The 18,773-nt window shown below is 41.7% G+C and carries 12 protein-coding genes and 1 tRNA gene; 6 read left to right on the top strand and 7 right to left on the bottom strand.

Features of this window, described 5'->3' with window-relative positions:
* Nucleotides 1–32 precede the first annotated feature (32 nt).
* The 6 genes from CPC19_RS09560 to CPC19_RS09535 all read left to right on the top strand — a co-directional run bounded on the left by CPC19_RS09560 (nucleotide 33) and on the right by CPC19_RS09535 (nucleotide 9,254).
* Nucleotides 33–4,460, top strand: coding sequence for an EAL domain-containing protein (locus CPC19_RS09560; RefSeq protein ID WP_016389736.1), 4,428 nt, complete (start codon nucleotides 33–35; stop codon nucleotides 4,458–4,460).
* A gap of 22 nt (nucleotides 4,461–4,482) precedes the next feature.
* Nucleotides 4,483–5,112 carry a YqiA/YcfP family alpha/beta fold hydrolase gene (locus tag CPC19_RS09555; RefSeq protein ID WP_015005437.1) on the top strand — a complete coding sequence of 210 codons (630 nt, stop codon included), beginning with the start codon at nucleotides 4,483–4,485 and terminating at the stop codon, nucleotides 5,110–5,112.
* A gap of 84 nt (nucleotides 5,113–5,196) precedes the next feature.
* Entirely contained in the window at nucleotides 5,197–6,015 is an 819-nt protein-coding gene (locus CPC19_RS09550; protein ID WP_016389735.1) for a DUF2797 domain-containing protein, read from the top strand.
* Nucleotides 6,008–7,219 carry a competence/damage-inducible protein A gene (locus tag CPC19_RS09545; protein ID WP_016389734.1) on the top strand — a complete coding sequence of 404 codons (1,212 nt, stop codon included), beginning with the start codon at nucleotides 6,008–6,010 and terminating at the stop codon, nucleotides 7,217–7,219. Before CPC19_RS09550 ends, CPC19_RS09545 begins: the two co-directional genes overlap by 8 nt.
* Nucleotide 7,220: 1 nt before the next feature.
* Nucleotides 7,221–9,092 carry an ATP-binding cassette domain-containing protein gene (locus CPC19_RS09540; protein WP_016389733.1) on the top strand — a complete coding sequence of 624 codons (1,872 nt, stop codon included), beginning with the start codon at nucleotides 7,221–7,223 and terminating at the stop codon, nucleotides 9,090–9,092.
* 74 nt (nucleotides 9,093–9,166) lie between these two features.
* Nucleotides 9,167–9,254, top strand: a tRNA-Ser gene (locus CPC19_RS09535).
* Between the two features lie 111 nt (nucleotides 9,255–9,365).
* Here CPC19_RS09535 and CPC19_RS09530 read toward each other — a convergent pair.
* From CPC19_RS09530 to CPC19_RS09500, 7 genes are all read right to left on the bottom strand, one after another.
* Nucleotides 9,366–10,247: an HlyD family secretion protein gene (locus CPC19_RS09530; RefSeq protein ID WP_016389732.1), complete on the bottom strand. Its 882-nt coding sequence runs from the start codon at nucleotides 10,245–10,247 to the stop codon at nucleotides 9,366–9,368.
* 3 nt (nucleotides 10,248–10,250) lie between these two features.
* Nucleotides 10,251–10,460, bottom strand: coding sequence for a DUF1656 domain-containing protein (locus CPC19_RS09525; RefSeq protein WP_016389731.1), 210 nt, complete (start codon nucleotides 10,458–10,460; stop codon nucleotides 10,251–10,253).
* On the bottom strand, nucleotides 10,457–12,433 hold the full coding sequence (locus CPC19_RS09520) for an FUSC family protein (protein ID WP_016389730.1): 1,977 nt from the start codon (nucleotides 12,431–12,433) through the stop codon (nucleotides 10,457–10,459). The genes CPC19_RS09525 and CPC19_RS09520 overlap by 4 nt, the downstream gene beginning before the upstream one ends.
* The gene (locus CPC19_RS09515; RefSeq protein WP_015005444.1) at nucleotides 12,430–12,831 is read right to left on the bottom strand and encodes a MarR family winged helix-turn-helix transcriptional regulator; all 402 of its coding nucleotides are present in this window, start codon (nucleotides 12,829–12,831) and stop codon (nucleotides 12,430–12,432) included. Before CPC19_RS09515 ends, CPC19_RS09520 begins: the two co-directional genes overlap by 4 nt.
* 463 nt (nucleotides 12,832–13,294) lie before the next feature.
* Nucleotides 13,295–15,904 (bottom strand): M14 family metallopeptidase, encoded by a 2,610-nt coding sequence (locus tag CPC19_RS09510; protein WP_016389729.1) that lies wholly within the window; start codon nucleotides 15,902–15,904, stop codon nucleotides 13,295–13,297.
* Nucleotides 15,905–16,066: 162 nt separating this feature from the next.
* On the bottom strand, nucleotides 16,067–17,686 hold the full coding sequence (locus tag CPC19_RS09505; protein WP_016389728.1) for a DUF1643 domain-containing protein: 1,620 nt from the start codon (nucleotides 17,684–17,686) through the stop codon (nucleotides 16,067–16,069).
* Nucleotides 17,683–18,597: a RimK family alpha-L-glutamate ligase gene (locus tag CPC19_RS09500; RefSeq protein WP_015005447.1), complete on the bottom strand. Its 915-nt coding sequence runs from the start codon at nucleotides 18,595–18,597 to the stop codon at nucleotides 17,683–17,685. The genes CPC19_RS09505 and CPC19_RS09500 overlap by 4 nt, the downstream gene beginning before the upstream one ends.
* Nucleotides 18,598–18,773 lie beyond the last annotated feature (176 nt).

The following is an 18,773-nucleotide window of genomic DNA, read 5'->3' as shown; positions in this document are numbered from 1 at the left end:
GATAAGGAAGCCGTTAAATTAGGGTTTGGATTATGGGCATAAAAAAACATAAAAAGGGTTTAGGCCAGCAATTAAACCTTGCTTTGTTGATAGGAGCTATTTTTTTATCAGTCATCTCATCAGCTTTAATTTCATATAAAGCCTATGAGCAAGAGCGGGCCGATTATGTTCAACACGGTAAGAGAGTAGCTGAAGCTTTAATCGATCAGCTTTCAACTCCTTTTTCTGGCGGTATTGAAGAACTATTAGGCTATTTAGCGACCCCTTTTTTTAAACTTGAGGGTGTGCAAAGCATCATTATTTTTGATGCAGATTTCAAAGAAATATCATCAGTCAAAAAGAACACAGAGTATGAGTTAATAAGCGGCTGGCAAGATGTTGACTTGGAGGAAGCGAGGCTAGAGCGTGAGACGGAACAAGCCTTTTACTTTACCGCTCGGCTCAATAATAATGGGGAAATACCTGCTGCTTACTTAATGCTGATACTTGATAAGCCGTCCTTAATTCAGTATGCCCAGACACTATTTGTCGCCAACGTAGGCATTATTATTGCGGTTGCGTTGGTTTTGTTAGTACTGATGAGCTTGCTAGTTCGGCGTTTAACAAGGCCGTTAAAAGACTTTTCATCGATCATGATTCAAGCAGCATCAGGTGAGATCGGGCTTAGAGCCGAACATGAGGTTGCTGCGGAACTTGGCCATATGTCTGAAGCGTTCAACCAGATGATGAAGGTGCTGGAAACGCGAAGTAGTGAACTTGAACAGTCGAGGGATCAAGCCGTACAAACAGCTAAAATTAAATCAGATTTTGCAGCGAACCTAAGCCATGAAATTAGAACGCCTCTTAATGGCATTTTGGGCATGGTTAATTTGCTCAAAGAAATGGGCTTGCCACAGCATCAGCATGAATACCTTGAGGTAGCCAGTAAATCAGGTGACTCCTTATTGCAAATGATCAATGATGTGTTGGACTTTAGTAAAATGGAATCGGGGAATTTTCAGCTGGCACTGGAGGATATTGATTTAAGGTTGTTGCTTGAACAGCTAGCGTTGTTATATGCAGAGAAAATACAAGTTAAAGATTTAGAGCTTTGTTTGGATTTGCCCACCGACAATGTAATGTTTGTTCGAGGTGATGCGGTAAGGATTCGACAAGTCATCAGTAATTTATTAAATAACGCGGTCAAATTCACAAGCCAGGGGCATATTACTTTATCAGCAAAAATTGTGTCATCCTCAAAGGGGCGTTCTTTGATTGAGATAGCAGTGACTGATACGGGTATTGGAATACCGGAAGGCGCATTAAGTGAAATTTTTAGGCCTTTTGGTCAGGTCAGTGCAGAAACAACCAATCAATATGGTGGAACCGGACTTGGATTGACGATCGTTAATCAAATGACAAAGTTAATGGGGGGTTCTGTATCGGTTACTAGTGAAGTCAATGAAGGGTCAAGCTTCAGAGTATTACTTCCAATGCAAACGCATAATATTTCCTTCGAAGAACCTGCCGATGAGGTTGAATTATTGAGTGGAAAACGGGTGATGTTAATTGAACCGTTTGAAGAAACTCAACATTATCTTGAAGGGATGTTCGATGCGTGGGGGGTTGAATGTCAAATAGTTAACAGTTTAGATGAGGCCATTTTCATCCTAAAGGACGAGTTAAAGTCGAGCAGAGGGTTGGATAGCTGCCTGTTTAATGTTGATTATAGTTTGGGGGATATGACTGCGTTTTTAGCGAGTTTTAAGGCGAATGAGGAATTTTCTGGTACAAAGTTAATTCCGATGGTCCGGTTTGGCAGCAAAATTAGCTCTGCAGACGAAAGCTTGCCGTTATTTGTAGGATCAATTGACCGTCCTGTACGGTATGAGAAGTTACGGATGACATTAATAGATGTATTCTCTGAAGGTAAGGGGAGCACGTCAGCGGAGATTGGGAAAAAACCCAAGATCAAGACATCAGATGTTTTGCAAAGTATAAAGGCCCTAGTTGTCGATGATAATGTGACTAACCAACTGGTAGCCGAGGCAACACTAAAGGAAATAGGTATATCGTCTGATGTGGCCAATGATGGTCTTGAAGCACTGAATGCTTTTAAAGAAAAAAATTATGATCTGATTTTGATGGATTGCAATATGCCGGTGATGGATGGGTATGAAGCAACTAAAGCAATCCGGGCGTTAGACCTTAAGTACCGGCAGCCGATTATTATTGCTTTAACGGCGAAAGATCAACCAGGTGACTTTGAACACTGTATTAATAGCGGGATGGATGACTATTTATTAAAGCCGTTTCAATTGTCAGCGTTATTGGCCAAGCTTGAAAAACTATTCGGTTTCCCTCTAATAGACGATGAATCATCAGGTATAGAGCTTGAAGTGTCAGAAGGCTCAGTAATTGTTGAATCGGCATTCAAGGAGCTCGTTGCTAATACTGGCAGTGGTATTCAACAAATTGTTCAATCCTATCTACTCGATACACCTATCTATATTGTTACCTTAATTGCCGCAATGGAGGCTGGTGATACAACAAAGTGTTTGGATGTGGCGCATAAAATTAAGGGCAGTTCACGTAACTTGGGGGCGGAAGATTTTGTATCTGTTTGTGTTGAAATAGAGGAGGCCTGGTCTCGTAACACTGTTGATGAATCGATAATTGCGCCATTAGCTGAGCGGTTAGAAACAGAGTTCACCTTGGTTGAAGCATCTTTGAACAGCAAGTTAGCGACGTTAGAACTTTCTGATACAGAACAAACAAAGCGAACGAAAGAAGTGGTGTTAATTGTTGATGATGATCAAAGTACGCGAATGACGGTAGCAAGTGTTTTGGAGCGCGAAGGGTATCAAGTTGAACTGGGTGCTAATGGTCGTGATGCAGTGAGGTTGTTTGAAGTGTTAAGGCCTAATGTGATTATCATGGATGCAATGATGCCCATTAAAGATGGTTTTGAGGCCTGTCGAGAAATCAAGGCAATGCAGGGTGGTTCGGATGTTCCAGTGCTTATAACCACGGCCCTAGAAAGTGAAAAATCTGTGGATTTAGCCTATGAAAGTGGCGCCGCTGATTTTGTACCCAAGCCGATAAACTTGTCAGTTTTAAGACAGCGAGTGAGACGTTTGTTAGACAAGCAGTTTGCTGATCAACATGTACATAAATTAGCTTATAAAGATGCATTAACGGGTCTACCCAATAGAACTGCTTTTGTTGAACAGTTTCAGCAAGAACTTGAACATGCCAAGAGAAAAGATTCAAAAGTGGCGGTTTTCTTTATTGATCTAGATCGGTTTAAAGATGTTAATGACAGCATGGGCCATGAAGCTGGTGATATTCTGTTGAAAGCGCTATCTGGGCGGCTAAAAAACTGTATCCGCTCAGGAGATATGTTGGCACGAATCGGTGGTGATGAATTTGTGGTTGTATTAAGTGATATGACCGGTAAAACAGCGCCTGACCAGGTTGCTAAGGCCATGTTAAATGCGCTAAAAGAACCATTTAGCCTCGCCGGGAACGAGGTTTTTGCAGGGGTTAGTATTGGTTTGGCAATATACCCGGATGATGGTCTATCAAAAGAGACGTTGTTGAAAAATGCAGATACGGCGATGTATAGAGCAAAAGCCGCTGGGAGAAATACTTACCGTGCTTATACGCAGGAAATGAGTGAGGTATTAGAGCAAAGAATGCGTATTGAAACTGAGCTACGGAAAGTGTTGGCGGATAATGAGTTATCGCTGTACTTCCAACCGAAACAAGACACATCAACAGCGGAAGTGATAGGCTCAGAAGCATTAGTTAGGTGGGAGCACCGGTTAAGAGGAATGGTATCACCAGCCGAGTTTATACCTGTTGCAGAAGAAATGGGGCTGATTAAAGAAATTGGTTTGTGGGTGCTAGACACCGCGTGCGCAACAGCAAAAAAGTGGCAACTAGAATTTGACTACTATGGCACTGTTGCAGTTAATGTATCCGCGGTACAGATGGCAGAGGAGAATTTTGTATCATTGGTTGGTATGTGTTTGGCTAAACATGAATTAGAACCAAAATACATAGAATTAGAAGTAACTGAAAGTATGGTGTTGGACAATATTGATGCGATGTTGGAAAAATTAAACGATATTGCAGCAATGGGTGTGAGTATTTCTATTGATGACTTTGGTACAGGGTATTCGTCATTTAATTATCTTAAGCAGTTACCAGCGAACACCTTAAAATTGGACATGGAGTTCATCAAAGAGATACCAGAAAATGAAGCTGATATGGCTGTTGTTGATGGAATGATAGTGTTGGCACATAATTTAGGTATGAAGGTTGTGGCTGAAGGGGTTGAAGCACAAGATCAATATGATTTCCTAGCAGAGCATAGTTGTGACCTAGTTCAGGGCTATTTAATTAATAAACCACTGTCGGAAGACGAATTTATCGCAGAGTATGCCCGTTCAGCTAAAGAAGTAGGTCGCGTTTAAGAAGAGTAACAACTGATCGTTAATGATGGCAGGCCTGCAACGGGTCGGTTATCCTAATGGTTTATTTTTAATAATAGAGTTTTTCGTGCATATTATTTACTTACATGGTTTTTGCAGTTCTGTAGATTCCTTTAAAGCGCAGTTAGTTAAAAGCTATATTGAGCGAAACAATGTTCATACCTTGTTTTTAAAAGATTTACCCCCTTCTCCAGCTCAAGCGATGTCCTTGGTTGAGGCGCACATAGCTTCGTTAGATGATCAATATTGGGGTGTTGTTGGTAGTTCTTTAGGGGGCTTTTATGCAACGTATTTAAGTCAAAAGTATGCCAAGAAAGCAGTGTTAATTAACCCCGCTGTTGATGCGCATTTGATACTTGAAAAAGCCTTGGGGAAGAATACTAATTATCATACCGGAGAGAGCTTTGATTTTACTCTAACGCATCTCCAGGAGTTGCAGCAGTTACACTTACCAAAGCTTCAGCAAGCGCAAAACTTACTGTTACTCACCAAAGTGGGTGATGAGGTGTTGGATTTTCAAAAAGGGGTTGATTACTACCAAGGTAGCGAGCAAGTGGTGCTTGAGGGCGGTGATCACGGCTTTGCTGATTACGAAAATTATTTAGAGAAAACATTCGACTTCTTAACTTCGTAAAAGGTTAAGTTTCATCATAAATCGGTTGTTATACAGCCACCATGTTTCAAATCGGCATGGATTAATTGAATTAGGATAGAGAACATGATTGAAGGCCATTTAAAGAAAATGCTCAGCACCTTGAGTAACCCTGTTGAATATGTATTGCCCATCGGTGATGAGCGTATTGGCTTGAACCAATATTTGGGTAAAACCATCGCGTTAACCTATGAAGGTGAGATCAATTGTCTAAATTGTGGAAAACGAACAAAGAAAAGCTATAGCCAAGGCTTTTGTTATTATTGTATGACTAAGCTGGCTCAGTGTGATTTATGCATTATGAAACCTGAAACGTGTCACTATCACTTAGGTACGTGTCGAGAACCTCAATGGGGCGAAGAGTTTTGTTTTCAAGACCACTTTGTTTATTTAGCAAATTCATCGGGCTTAAAGGTTGGCATTACTCGCCATACACAGGTGCCAACGCGTTGGGTTGACCAAGGAGCAACACAGGCCTTGCCCATTTTTAAGGTGCGAACACGTCTACAGTCTGGTCAAGTTGAGATGGCTTTAAAACAACACGTGTCGGATAAAACTGACTGGCGGAAGATGTTAAAGGGCCAAGCTGACCATAAAAACCTATATGAACATAGAGACCGCCTTATTGAGGCTGCAGCCTCTGAGTTAAGCAATATTCAGGCGGCTAATAAAGACGGGGATATAGAGTTAATAAAAGATGCTAAGCAGGTAGAGATTAATTACCCCGTTGTTGAATATCCTCAAAAGGTTACCTCCTTTAATTTTGATAAAACAGCTAGGGTCGAAGGCCGCTTAATGGGCATAAAAGGACAATATCTAATATTAGATAGTGGGGTCTTAAATATAAGAAAGTTCACCAGTTACAAGGTTCAATTTGATGCATAAAACAGACAAGGCGCCTAGCGTCATTATTTTTTCACAAGGCGATGAAGTGATTACAGGTGCTTTGGTAGACACCAATGCTGCTTTTTTGGCTGATCAGTGTCGCCTGCTAGGCTTCGATGTTATTAGGCATATTACTGTTTCGGATGACTTGGCAGACTTGGTTCAGGTGCTTAAAGAAGTAGATGCGATGGCTGATGTTTGTTTGTGTACTGGTGGTTTAGGGCCAACACAAGATGATTTAACCGCCGAAGCCTTTGCTCAAGCCTTTCAAGTAGAGCTTGAAATGGATAGTGAGGCTTTAGTGATGATTGCTGAGTTTTTCGCGCAATTAAAAATTCCTATGGCCGATGTAAATAAGAAGCAAGCACTGTTGCCCACAAATTCGACACGAATTGATAATCGTTGGGGAACGGCGCCTGGGTTTAGTGCCGTCGGTCAGCAGTGCCGGTTTTACTTTATGCCAGGTGTACCGTATGAAATGAAACAGATGATGGAGACGTTTGTGTTGGCCGATTTACAGCGCCAATTTAAGCTGGAACAGCCCCGTTTGATTACATTTCGAAGCATGGGCATGGGAGAGTCTGATATCCAGCAAGCCGTTAATAGCTTAGAGATTGACAATGATATTCGTGTGAGTTTTAGAGCGGGTATGCCAGAGAATGAATTAAAGCTACTCTTTCCACAAAGCCATACTAAAGAGCAGGTTCAATATTGGGTTGATAACGTTAGTGATGCATTGGGTGCTAGCCTTTTTGCCATTGATGGCTGGGGTCAATCAGTCAGTAATTTACCGGATTGTGTCGATCAATTAATGACCGAAAAAAAGTTGACACTGAGTCTTATTGAAACCTTATCGCAGGGTGATATCGCCCGCCAGTGCCAAGCAGATTGGCTATTAACTTCAGCTGTTTATCCAAAAGTTTCAGGCATACAAACTGCGTTTAGCACGGTGCAGCAACCCATTGGTGAAGCGTTGGCGCTTGAGATAGCAAAGGAAAATCGTGCTCGGCATAAAACAGCGTTAAGCCTTGTGCAACTACATAAGAAAGTAAATGATACAACAGTGGCTGTTTTTACCGCAGTAGCAGATGCTCACGGCCACATTTCAAGCACAAAGGAAGTGTGGGGGAGAGCGCTACGTCAACAAACAGTAGCGTCAGCACTTGCGTTCAATTTAATTAGAAAATTTATTCAAAATCAATAATATGCCATTACTTAAGCTAGATAATGTTAGTGTAGCGTTCGGTTTAAAACCAGTGCTAGATAATGCCGACCTGCAAATCGATGAACAAGAGCGAGTGGGCTTAATTGGCCGCAATGGCGAAGGAAAGTCGACCTTGTTAAAAGTATTGGCTGGGCAAGTGTTGGCCGACTCAGGTCAGGTCTGGCGACAAGCGGGCATTACCATAGCAACACTTGAGCAGTCACCGTTACTGCCCGATGCCTCCACCGTTTATGATGCTGTTGCTGATAGTTTGGGTGAGGTGGGTCACTTAATTGCTCGTTATCACGACATGTTGCTTGACCCTGATGTTGACTTAGAAGCGCTGGGCAAATTACAACATCAATTTGAAGCATTAGATGGCTGGTCATTACAACAACGTGTTGACTCAGTGTTAAGTCGTTTAAATTTACCCGCCGATAAAAAAATAAATGAAATGTCAGGTGGTTGGAAACGACGTGTAGGGCTAGCCCGTGCCTTGGTAGTCGAGCCTGATGTTTTACTGTTAGATGAGCCAACTAACCATCTAGATATGGAAACAATTGTTTGGTTAGAAAAACAACTTGCAACCTTTCGCGGTGCCGTGGTTTGCATTACACATGACCGAGTTTTTTTACAAAATATAGCGAAACGTATTATAGAGATAGATAGAGGACAGCTAACCAGTTGGTCGTGTAGCTATGAGCAATACCTTGAAAGAAAAGCGGCCGCATTAGAGTCTGAAGCAAAAACAAATGCAGAATTTGATAAAAAGCTAGCGCGTGAAGAAGTCTGGATTAGACAAGGCATTAAAGCGAGAAGAACACGAAATGAAGGTCGTGTGAGGGCTTTACAACAGTTACGACGGGAACGTGCAGAGCGAAGAAACCTAGCCGGCCCTGCGAAACTAGAGGTTGAATCAGGTGAAAAGTCTGGCAAGTTGGTGATAGAGGCGGAGGATATTTCTATTGCCTATGGCGGGCGTAAAATGGTTGATCAGTTTTCATGTCGGTTAATGCGAGGTGACCGCATAGGATTGGTAGGACCAAATGGTATTGGCAAAAGTACGCTCATTAAAGCGTTGCTAAAAGAAATTGAATTAGATTCCGGTGCTGTAAAACACGGAACCAAACTAAAAGTCGCCTATTTTGATCAGCACAGAGATGTTCTGGATCTAGAGAAAACGGTTATTGACCTAGTCTCCGACGGACGAGAGAGCATTACCATTAATGGGCGTGACAGGCATATTATCAGCTACTTAGGTGATTTTTTGTTTGCCCCTGAACGAGCACGATCACCAGCAAAAGTATTATCTGGTGGTGAACGTAATCGAATTTTACTGGCGAAGTTATTTAGTCAGCCGGCTAACTTTATCGTGATGGATGAACCGACTAATGATTTAGATGTTGAAACATTAGAGTTACTAGAAGAATTACTGGTTGACTATGAAGGTACCTTAATACTGGTGAGTCACGACCGTAAGTTCTTAGAAAACGTGGTTACTAATTTTTGGTTTTTTGAAGGGGATGGTGTCATTACTGATTATGTAGGCGAGTTGCCTAATTGGAGTCAAATTATTAAAGACAGTAGTCAGGCCGAGCAGTCGAGTAAAACGGTTAGTGAAAAAAAACAGCCTAAAATCGTTAAAAAGCCGAAATTAAGTTTCAAAGTTAAAAAAGAATTAGATGACTTACCAAAGCAGATCGAGGTGCTTGAAGAAACGTTAGCGAAGCTACAGCAATTAACGAGTACGGCGGAGTTTCATGCAGGAGACCGAGAAGAGATAAAAAGCAAAATGGCTGAATTAACGTCTATCGATGAACAATTACAAGAAAAGTATCAACGTTGGGATGAGTTAGAGTCTCAACTACAATAAATACAAAAGGTTTAAGTTTGCTGATATAATTCAGCGCCCTAAAACGCAAGCACAGTGCGTTTTATAAGTTTTATGGAGAGATGTCAGAGTGGCCGAATGAGCACGCTTGGAAAGCGTGTGTACCGCAAGGTACCGAGGGTTCGAATCCCTCTCTCTCCACCATTAACTGCAAACGAAGCGCCATCTGCCGCAGGTGGCATAGCCAAAAAATCAGTGCTGCCTCAATATTGAAGGCTTCTACAACTAGCCCTATTGAACGGTAAAAAGTAATAATCAACCTTCATGATTATTGATAGTAATGCTGGCTGTTCGCCCTGATATAAGTGCTATGTTATCAGGAATTTCATCAATCGCTATGCGGACTGGTACGCGTTGTGCCAGCCTTATCCAGTTAAAAGTTGGATTGACATTGGCGATCAGTGTATTAGAGGATGTTGCACGTTCACGGTCTTCAATCGCGGATGAAATCCCGACGACATGTCCGCTGATAGCTTGGTCTTCTCCCATAATATGAACTGTTGCAGGCATGCCAGTGCGAATATGGCTTAGTTTTGTTTCTTCAAAATATCCAGCGACATAAAAGCTATCAATATCGACCAACGCCATTACCGGTTGTCCGGCGGTTGCATAGGTTCCTGGGCGCAGTGAAAAATTGGTTACGATTCCATTGATCGGGGACTTCACTTGCGAGCGCTCTAGATTAAGGCGGGCGAGTTTCAGGTCTGCCAATGCTTGTTCATATTTCGCCTGGGCCTGCTCAGCAACAGAGATACGGTTATCACGTTCTTGTTCCGAGACAATGGTGTTTTTTAGGGTTTTATATCGTTTTTCCTCCCTGTTTGCTGCAGCAAGTGTTGCCCTAGCATTGCTTAATGCAGCTTCGTTTTGCGCTACAGTATTTTCCAAGCGATCGGTGTCGATAGAAAATAATACATCGCCCTTTTGAACCTGCTGATTGTCCTGAACAAAGACGGCCTCTACTTGGCCGGATACATCGGAAGATAAGGCAACAATGTCGGCCTTGATCTTGCCATCGCGTGTTTGCGGAGTGTAAGTATAGTAGGAATAGATATGCCAGAGCACAAACGCTGCAAGAACGGTCAGCGTGCATGTCATCATGACTTTTAGGATGTGAATTGTTTTTTCTTTTTGCATATTTTAACCGGTTATAAGGTAAAAAGTTTTAAGTGAGATCCCCAGTAATATAAAAAATAGGGACATATCGAATAAGGGGCGATGCCAGACAACTTTGTAGATGTTTGCTTTTTCAAAAAGAGTTGAAATCATGACTCTTCCAATAAATGCACTTAGCAAGCATAAGAGTAACGGCGAGATAAATATTCCAGCTATATCAATTTCTCCGATCATGGGGCATACCTCCAAGCAGGTGCATATTCAAACAACGCAAGACGAAGGCCAATGAGCCCCCTTAAGAGTGGATGTTTGGCCGATTTCGACTCATGCTTCCAGGCGGTTGAAAGGGCGTTGTCTATTATTGCCAAAAGCTTGTCTGACGGTTCTTTATGGTTAATGTCTTGGCGGATTGTGGTGAATAGGTCTTCCAGCACGCGACGAGTTTCTTCATTCAGGTAAGCACTGGTATGTCGTAGCTCGGCAATACTTGCAGCTGCACGCAAACGACTTAAAACACGAGAGCTAGTATTTATTTGACCGGTTTGTTCAAGCCTACTTGCAAGGGAACCAATTTTATCTAAAGACCGATTGAGGAAAGCATCTCTATCGCGGGGTGTGGCGCGGTAAGTTAGGTTTAATACTTCTTCGCGACCCTCACGAATAAGTCGTTCCATGGTGTGTTTGGCGCCCAACGTGCGCACTAAGCCTAGCGAACAAAAGGCAATAAAAATGCCTAAAAGGTTGGCGATACAAATTTCAAGAAAGACACCAAAATCATAGGGTTGGTAGCTGCTTTGAAAATTAATGCTGCTAAAAGCCATAGCCAATAGCAGTATCGCCATCGGGTTTTTCGTTGCCCAAGCGCCTATTGGTAAGATAAATATCGCCATTATGATCAGAAACATGGGGTAATCATTGGCAAGCGGAAGCAGGCCATAGCTTAATATACTTGCGGCGAATAAGGCGATAATTGTAAACCTACCAAATAAGGTAATGGCGCGACCACCTTCGTCTGAACCACCAAAGAAGGCGAGAGCAGCAACCCCCATTAAAACTGCAGCGGGAGCATGATGCCAGCCTGTTGCATACCATAATACACAGAGCAGGCTGTAGGAGATAAGGCTGCCAATAAATATTTTTTTGGCAATATAGGTATCCGGATAAAGCTTAAATGAACGTGTATTGCTGACTTCTTTTTCAAGAAGAGGCGGTAACGGCGAATCTTGTTCTAGTGACTGTTGGCATTGGCGTATTTCAGACCAGTTATGCAGTATAGTTTTTAGTAATTCGGCCATGTTTTCTTGAACTAAATGGCGCCACTCAGACATGGAATCCATACTATGAGCCGTTTGGGTTATTTGTGTAAGTAGGGCTTCGTCCGCTGGCTCGCCATTTTTTGCATGGGCGGCCGCTGTTTTTAAAGAGGCCGTTAACTTGTTGCGTATATCGGGTTCGGCATCGGCAATGCGAGATGAGATGGCTGATAGCAACGGCACTAAGCGCAATAAACGCAATTGTATGGAAAATATAAGTTGGTTTTCCCGTCGTGTAATAAGCGGGTCATAACGCAATTGAGCGGCCAGAGCAGATAAGGAGCTGATATCAGAGAGGGCTTTTAAGCGGTCATGTACTGCTTCGTCGTCGGTAATATGGCCTTCAAAGGCATCATCAATCCATTTCTCCATATCAGCCAGCCAACCTTGCAATTTAAACTGCACGCCAGGTTTTAAAGAACGTGGAGCAATAATGCTGTCGACCATGGTGCAGCATATGATCCCCAGACCAATTTCGCAGATACGAAATATGGCTATGTCAAACAGTGTGGCTGGGTGTTCTATATAGGGTATTGCGACGATCATTAAGGTCAGACCAAAGAGTTGAAAACCGTAGCTTCGCGGTGTGCGATCTAGTAAAGAACATCCAAATGCTACTGCACCAATTAGCCCTATAAAGGCAATCATTAAGATCGGTGTGTTTGCAAAAAAACTTACTAAAATCAACGAGACAAGCCCGCCACAAAATGTACCGGTAAATCGATAAACGGCTTTAGATCTTACGGCACCGCTCATGGGGTTCATAACCACGCAGCAGGTAACAATGGTCCAATATGTTTCGGGGAGGCCAATATGCGCGGAGATTGTAAACGCCATCATCGCTGCTAGGTACAGCTTGAATGCGAATAGCCACTGGTCAGGTTTAAAAATCATTTTTGATCAGTTTTGCCATTTAGTAAATAGGCTTGGCATCGCTCTTCCAACAGACGCATTACGCGCGTTGTTGTCTCAATATCTTCTTCTGGCACATCACCCATCAGCTTAAAACGAAGGTCCTTAAGTGTAGCTTCCATTTTGCTAGCGTGGCGCTTTCCCTTCGCTAGCAGCTTAATGGCTTTGCTTCTACGGTCATTGGGAACATCACAACGAACGAGTAGCCCGGCCTCTTCGCCTTGATCAAGTATACGAACCAGCGCGGCTGCATCAATACCAGCTTCGATAGCCAGCGTTTTTTGTTGAACATGAGGCCCGAAACGCGATGCTAGTAAAACGATAATGGCTAATGACGTGGAAATACCATGATCAAAAGGAAGAGTGCTAACAGTTTGCATCCAAACTCTCCGTGAAGGCTGAATAACATTAGTAAGATCAAAGAGATGTTGGTCTAGAGAGCGTTTTTTAGTAGACATTTTGTATAGTTCAAATGTAAGTTTTTATATATGTTATAAATCAATAGTTGATTTGTCAACTAGTTCAAAGTATCGACAAGCATCTAACATGGTTATGCTCAGTGTGCTGTATGAGGTTTATCAAACAGCATGTTTAAATATTTCAGGAGAGGGCGAGGTGACTAGCGTTATATCCGCAGCCACTGTTAGGACCAGTGAGAACTTGGCGCTGACGAGACAGTAAGTTATTAGGCTTTTATGACACGCTGGCCAGCTTTTAACTGGCTGAGCAGGCGACAAAAAACAAAGCGTTATACGCTTTTCAAATTGCCGGCGAGATTAACGATAAACCAAGCGTTTATCGGCTATTCATTCGTATTAGCCATACAGTGTCATTCATATAAAACTAGTTAGATGGCTTTTCTGCAGTGCTTTGATGAGCTTCATAATGTATTACTTGAGGCTCAGAGTAGTTTGGAACATCATCATAACTAAAGGCAGCATAATATTTTGAGATTTTGCTAGAGCCAAAGCTGTCGTATGTGTAATTATCCGAACCAGCATAGAGCTTTACACCATCATAGGGTGAGCGAGGTGGGCGGAACCTATTGCGTACGACATAAGTGCCAACAAATGCTTTGGTAGGTGGGTTCGCCCATGTTAATTTCATTCGACCATTTTCATTGCTTGCTTTTAATTCAGTAACCGCTGCCGTTGGTTTTTTGCGACGCTTGATATATTTAACGACTAATTTCACTTCATTTTTATGGCCAGCCTCATGCCAGTCAATCAATTTTGCATAAGATTCTGACTCAGAGGTGGCTCGTATTACAAAAGCAGCTGCCTCATTAGATTCGTGTTTTTCTTCTAATGTTAATTGACTATATTTGTCGAAAATGAAGTACTGCTTTTGCTTGCGAACAAGGTCTTGCGTGGTTGCTTCATAACCAACATATTCGATATTAGTTCGATTTCTGATATCAGAATAGCTGATGGCATTCATGTCGACAAACTCAAGATTAAAGCAGATATCACGATCACTGGGGGGTGTGTTTTTATTTTGTAAGCAAATAAAGGCTTCGGTAATAACCGTTTCTTCTGGGTTCGGTAAACTGTACAGATTAAACTCAATATAGCCGTATGTTTTACCATCATTTTCGCTAAAACCAGACAGGAGCTCGTTTTCAACAATACCTTCTTTTGACAGACTACTAAGGCGCGTGGGTGATAAGACCACTTGTGTTTCAGGGACAGTATAAATGACCTCAAGGTGTGGGCGATAATGAATCCCGCCACCAAATTTTCCATAGCCAATGTCGAATTGCATCATTTGTGAATCACGCCCAAGAGGTAGTGTTTTGGGGCCATCTATGCGAAATAATACCGAGCGTTTTGCTAGGTTTGATTCTAGAATTCGACATTCATGAGCACTAAAGGTCCAATGACTCCAGATACCTTGTGTTAGGGCGTCTGATGGAACTGTTTGGCCTAATGTTTCAATGCTTTCGGCCTGCTCTATATCTTCAAAGTTTGTTATATCGGCTACGTTATCTTGCTCTAAAAATGAAATCGACCAATCTCCAAACTGCTCAATTTTTGCGGCGACACGATTCATTGGGTAGAGTGAAGCCCTGGCAAACTTAATAACAGCATTTTCAGGGATGTTATCGAGGCTAAACTCAAGAACACCGGTACAGATACCTTTGGATTGGTTGATGCCAATAAAGAGTGAATTGTGACCAAAATGTTGGCGATTTTGCTCGCCAGTGTATTGACCAACATAACCGACATTGGATTTACCGGGGAATAGCACCCTAGAAAATTCATTATGATCTAGTAATGTTTTTAATCTAATTTTTGTAGCAAAAGGCGATTTAATATTACTCAAGCGATGAACGGCACGAATATAGTAAAAATACATGGTGCCACTATCGAGTTCTATATCTGTAAACTCTTGTGCATGGGTAATGCCAACTAAATTACTTTCGGTGCAGGCTTGTTTGTTTTTTGTATTGCGATAGATTTCAAAATAAATATCTTCATCTTCTTCATACGTCCACGTTAACGTGGCAGATTTACTTTCAATCTTAAGGATATTAAGTTCAGTAACGCGTTTTGGAGCGTGTGTGGAATAATTAATTGCCTCACCTAATGCATATTGTACCGCCGGTATATTTTCATTAATCGACTGGGTCATGTTTTGCATATAGTCTGGAATATTACGGGTACCGACTTCGACAACAGTGGCAAGAATGCCTCGGCTATAATAGTATTCTCGTCCGCTTCCACCGATCAAGTTTGTAGGCGGTTTACCACGATGAATACCGTATTTACGCCCTGTTACTTTGTAGATTTTTCTGGCCATATTGGCGCAAAGCATATTCAGGTCTGTGCCTTCATGTTCGGCTTCATGATTAAACTTGTGGGCAGGGAAAAAAACATTTCCCTGAGAGTGGTAATCTAAAGCAATCGTAATGTTTTGGTGACTGTCCACAAATTGTTTGATGGCCTGAGTTTCTGGCTCACTAAAGGATTGGGGGCCACTATAGACGTTTGATGAAGTGTTTTTTGAGCCCGGGAAACCGACACTAAAGTTACGATTAAGGTCAACACCATAGGTACCATCGTGATTGAGACGACGGTTCTTTCGCCAAAATGAGAAATGCTTCATTGAGTATTCGAAGCCATCCGGATTTAAACAAGGCACCATATAAAGCGTGTTACGGCTTAAGATGTTGATAAGCTCAGGGTTGTACTCATGGTTATCGACGATATATTCAATAAACTTAACAGCCAGCTCGTTACCAATCCATTCTCTGGCATGAATGGTGCCGGTATACAAAAGAGCGGGTTTAGACTCTGCCTTTTCTACATCGAAAGAAGCGGTGATTAGCATAATTTCACGTTGTTCGTGAGTGGTGCCGATACTCTGAAGTTTAAATAAATTGGGGTGCTGAGAAACAACATGTTGTAAATACTGTTCTGTTTCTTGGTATGTTTTATATTGTTTTTTCACTGCAGTCGTTTCTTTCTAAGTAAAGGGATGCGTTAGGTCAAGGGCGCTTATTAAGGCGATGCTAACATGTTGATTAAGTTAACAGTGATACTAATTTGTTAACGGTGGGTTTTATTGCGATCGGTATTGTTGAGTGTGCGTATCAAAGTTTATTACCTCTATTTAGAGTAAAACGGGTGTCATGTCATTTGCCAAACCTTTAATACTACGTGGTTGTTTTTTTACCGTTAGTTGAAAACATAATAAATTCGGTAGTAATGCTTTAACTTCATCGGCTCTTCCTTTGAATGTGCCATCATTACCCCATATCGCAATCGTTTTTTCGGCGCGTTGATGATTTTCTAATAAGCTGACATCATTATATGTGCCGATTGGGTCGCAGGCCTTTTTTAGGCCTGAAATGTTCTTCGCTCGGTACGCAAAAAGACTGCCAATAATAATGCTGCCATAGTCATGTTGTTTCGCATAAGCGCTACATTTTTTTATTAAAGCATCATCATAATGGTCTTCTTCGCAAGTTGGGTGTAAAGCAATAAAAAATAAGCTCGGTTTTTTAATATCCCATGTTCGGCTCAGTGAATAACGGTATGTCTCATCGGTGGGTGGTATGACAAACGCATTGTCGGCATTTGAGCTAATGGACTCAGCTGTTTTAGCATAATTTTTTGATGTGGCTGGAGCCGGTTTTAAATCGGATTGTTTTTGACGACCTAAATTATCTTGAAAATTCCAAATATCACTGGGCCACTCTTCTTGACTAAGGTCTTTTACTAAGAGCTCGTTAGTGCTTGTTTTGGCAAGTGGTGTAAAGCAGTCGGCATCTGAGCTAGGGGTATATTGACCAAAGGTGATTTGGCGCATGGTTCTTAATAAGTAGGGCGATATCTTACCAAGCTCCTCCCAGTTATTAATGGGGAAATGGGGCTTTTTAAATTGACCGTAACCAAATAACCACATCAAATATTGGCCTATCCAGTCCCTAATATAAGGGAAGGCCGCAAAGGCCGTTGCGCACTCTAATATGCGGTACTTGCCATCTTTTCCAACAGCGATGTCACAGGCCCAGTATTCTGCTTTTGCGGCTTTAGAAACGCGTACAGCTAAATCAAGCACTTCCTTTGGCACGTTTTGGTAATCAATGCTGCCACCCTGACTGGTATTGGTTAACCACTCACCTTCTGGTGGACGGCGCCAAAAGGCACACACCGGTTCGTGACCGATTAACATGACGCGAATATCAGCTGACATGGGGATAAAATCTTGAACGTAAATGGGGTTGTACTTTTTGCTTTCTAGTAGTTGTTTGGCTTCATCAAAAGTATCGACCTTATGAACAAAATAGCCACCATAATTTGACGGCCCATAGGATTTTTTAATAATTTTTGGGTAACGAGTTTTTTCAAGAAACTGGTAGCCTTTTTTACGGTCGTAAAAAATATGTGTTGGCGGAATAGGGATGTCATATTTTTTACAAAAGCGTGTAACGTTTTCTTTGGATTTATTAGAAAACTGTGTGTCTAGTGAGGGGACAAAGCGGACGTTAGGCAGTGCTTTGGAGATTTCACGAAACGTTTCATACGCTGTTGCCGGAATATTACCAATTAAAACATCAATTTTTTTGTTTTTAATGTCGTTAATAAGGCGTTGCTGGTCATTTTTCCAATGATAAGTGACGGTTTCAATTTTATCCGGCCAACCTTTAAAGTTAGATGGGTGAAAAAATTGCAGTACAAAGTCCATGTACAGTAAACCTAATGTTGGGCGTTTTTGACTGCTATTCATTTGTTTTTCTCGTGTAGTTTTTTTTCAATTAAGTTGACGATGGCGTTAATTTTTTTAGTATTAAAATCTAAGCCTAGTTGTTCTTGTTCTGGTGTGGCAAAAGCAGGGATGCCGTTGACCTCTAAAACCACATATTGTTCACGTTCTTGATCATAAATCATATCGACGCCAGCAATATCCAGGCCGGTTAATTTGGCGGCCTTTTTAGCTAAAGCGACCAGCTCATCAGTTGGTTCACGTAGTAACAATTTGCCGCCACTGGTAATGTTGGTTTTCCAGTCGCCAGCAGGGGCTTGACGACCATAGCAACTGATGTATTCACCGTCGACAATATCAACCCTGAAGTCAGTGTTATCGTAATCAATAAAGCGTTCAACGTAAAAATGCCGAAGATCGGTATGTTTTATAAAGGGTATCAGCATATCAAGGGCCGCGTCGTTTTCAATTTTAACAAGCCCCATACCTCCCCAGCCCTCAGTAGGTTTGTATATAATCTTGCCACCCCATTCTTTTAAGATTCTGCGTAGTGTATGAACATCATTACGATGGCATAACTCATATTCTGGCGTGATGATGCCATTACGTTGTAATAAATGAGCTGTTTTGAATTTATCTTCGGTTAGGCTAAAGGCCGTATAGTTATTAATGATCGGTATATATTGATCCAACGCCTCATAAAGATATAGTTGGTACTGTGTTTGTTGGCCAGCGTTGTAGCTAAAGAACAAATCTAACTCTTCCATTCTAATACCATCACAATAAATAGCGCCATTTGTGGCTGTTGCATTTCTTAAATTTAGCTCGGTAATTGCAGAAATGTCGCGTTCTTGTAATTGGGCAATGATCGAATTTTGAATAACATCACCACCACCATTTTGATAGATCCATAACCCAATTTCATAGGTAGACATGTTTTTTTATCCTCAGATGAAGCGCTCTATAAGATTACAGCAATATTAGTACCAAGCCTGTAAGTCTTTGTTTAGAGCTTGCTTAAAGCTGTTTTAGGTGCAAATAGTCGCACCATATCAGCGCTTTTTGCTTTTATATGGTGCGGTGCAAAAAATAAATGCTGGTTTTTTTTATT

Origin of the sequence: Cycloclasticus sp. PY97N (assembly GCF_002443175.1) — a bacterium.
Lineage (GTDB): Bacteria > Pseudomonadota > Gammaproteobacteria > Methylococcales > Cycloclasticaceae > Cycloclasticus > Cycloclasticus pugetii.
This window is presented reverse-complemented; position numbering and strand designations above follow the sequence as displayed.

Excerpts from the sequence above, each read along its gene's own strand:
- CPC19_RS09560 (WP_016389736.1), top strand. The coding sequence starts at position 33 with ATGGGCATAAAAAAACATAAAAAGGGTTTAGGCCAGCAATTAAACCTT.
- CPC19_RS09555 (WP_015005437.1), top strand. The coding sequence starts at position 4,483 with ATGATGGCAGGCCTGCAACGGGTCGGTTATCCTAATGGTTTATTTTTA.
- CPC19_RS09550 (WP_016389735.1), top strand. The coding sequence starts at position 5,197 with ATGATTGAAGGCCATTTAAAGAAAATGCTCAGCACCTTGAGTAACCCT.
- CPC19_RS09545 (WP_016389734.1), top strand. The coding sequence starts at position 6,008 with ATGCATAAAACAGACAAGGCGCCTAGCGTCATTATTTTTTCACAAGGC.
- CPC19_RS09540 (WP_016389733.1), top strand. The coding sequence starts at position 7,221 with ATGCCATTACTTAAGCTAGATAATGTTAGTGTAGCGTTCGGTTTAAAA.
- CPC19_RS09530 (WP_016389732.1), bottom strand. The coding sequence starts at position 10,247 with ATGCAAAAAGAAAAAACAATTCACATCCTAAAAGTCATGATGACATGC.
- CPC19_RS09525 (WP_016389731.1), bottom strand. The coding sequence starts at position 10,460 with ATGATCGGAGAAATTGATATAGCTGGAATATTTATCTCGCCGTTACTC.
- CPC19_RS09520 (WP_016389730.1), bottom strand. The coding sequence starts at position 12,433 with ATGATTTTTAAACCTGACCAGTGGCTATTCGCATTCAAGCTGTACCTA.
- CPC19_RS09515 (WP_015005444.1), bottom strand. The coding sequence starts at position 12,831 with ATGCAAACTGTTAGCACTCTTCCTTTTGATCATGGTATTTCCACGTCA.
- CPC19_RS09505 (WP_016389728.1), bottom strand. The coding sequence starts at position 17,686 with ATGAATAGCAGTCAAAAACGCCCAACATTAGGTTTACTGTACATGGAC.
- CPC19_RS09500 (WP_015005447.1), bottom strand. The coding sequence starts at position 18,597 with ATGTCTACCTATGAAATTGGGTTATGGATCTATCAAAATGGTGGTGGT.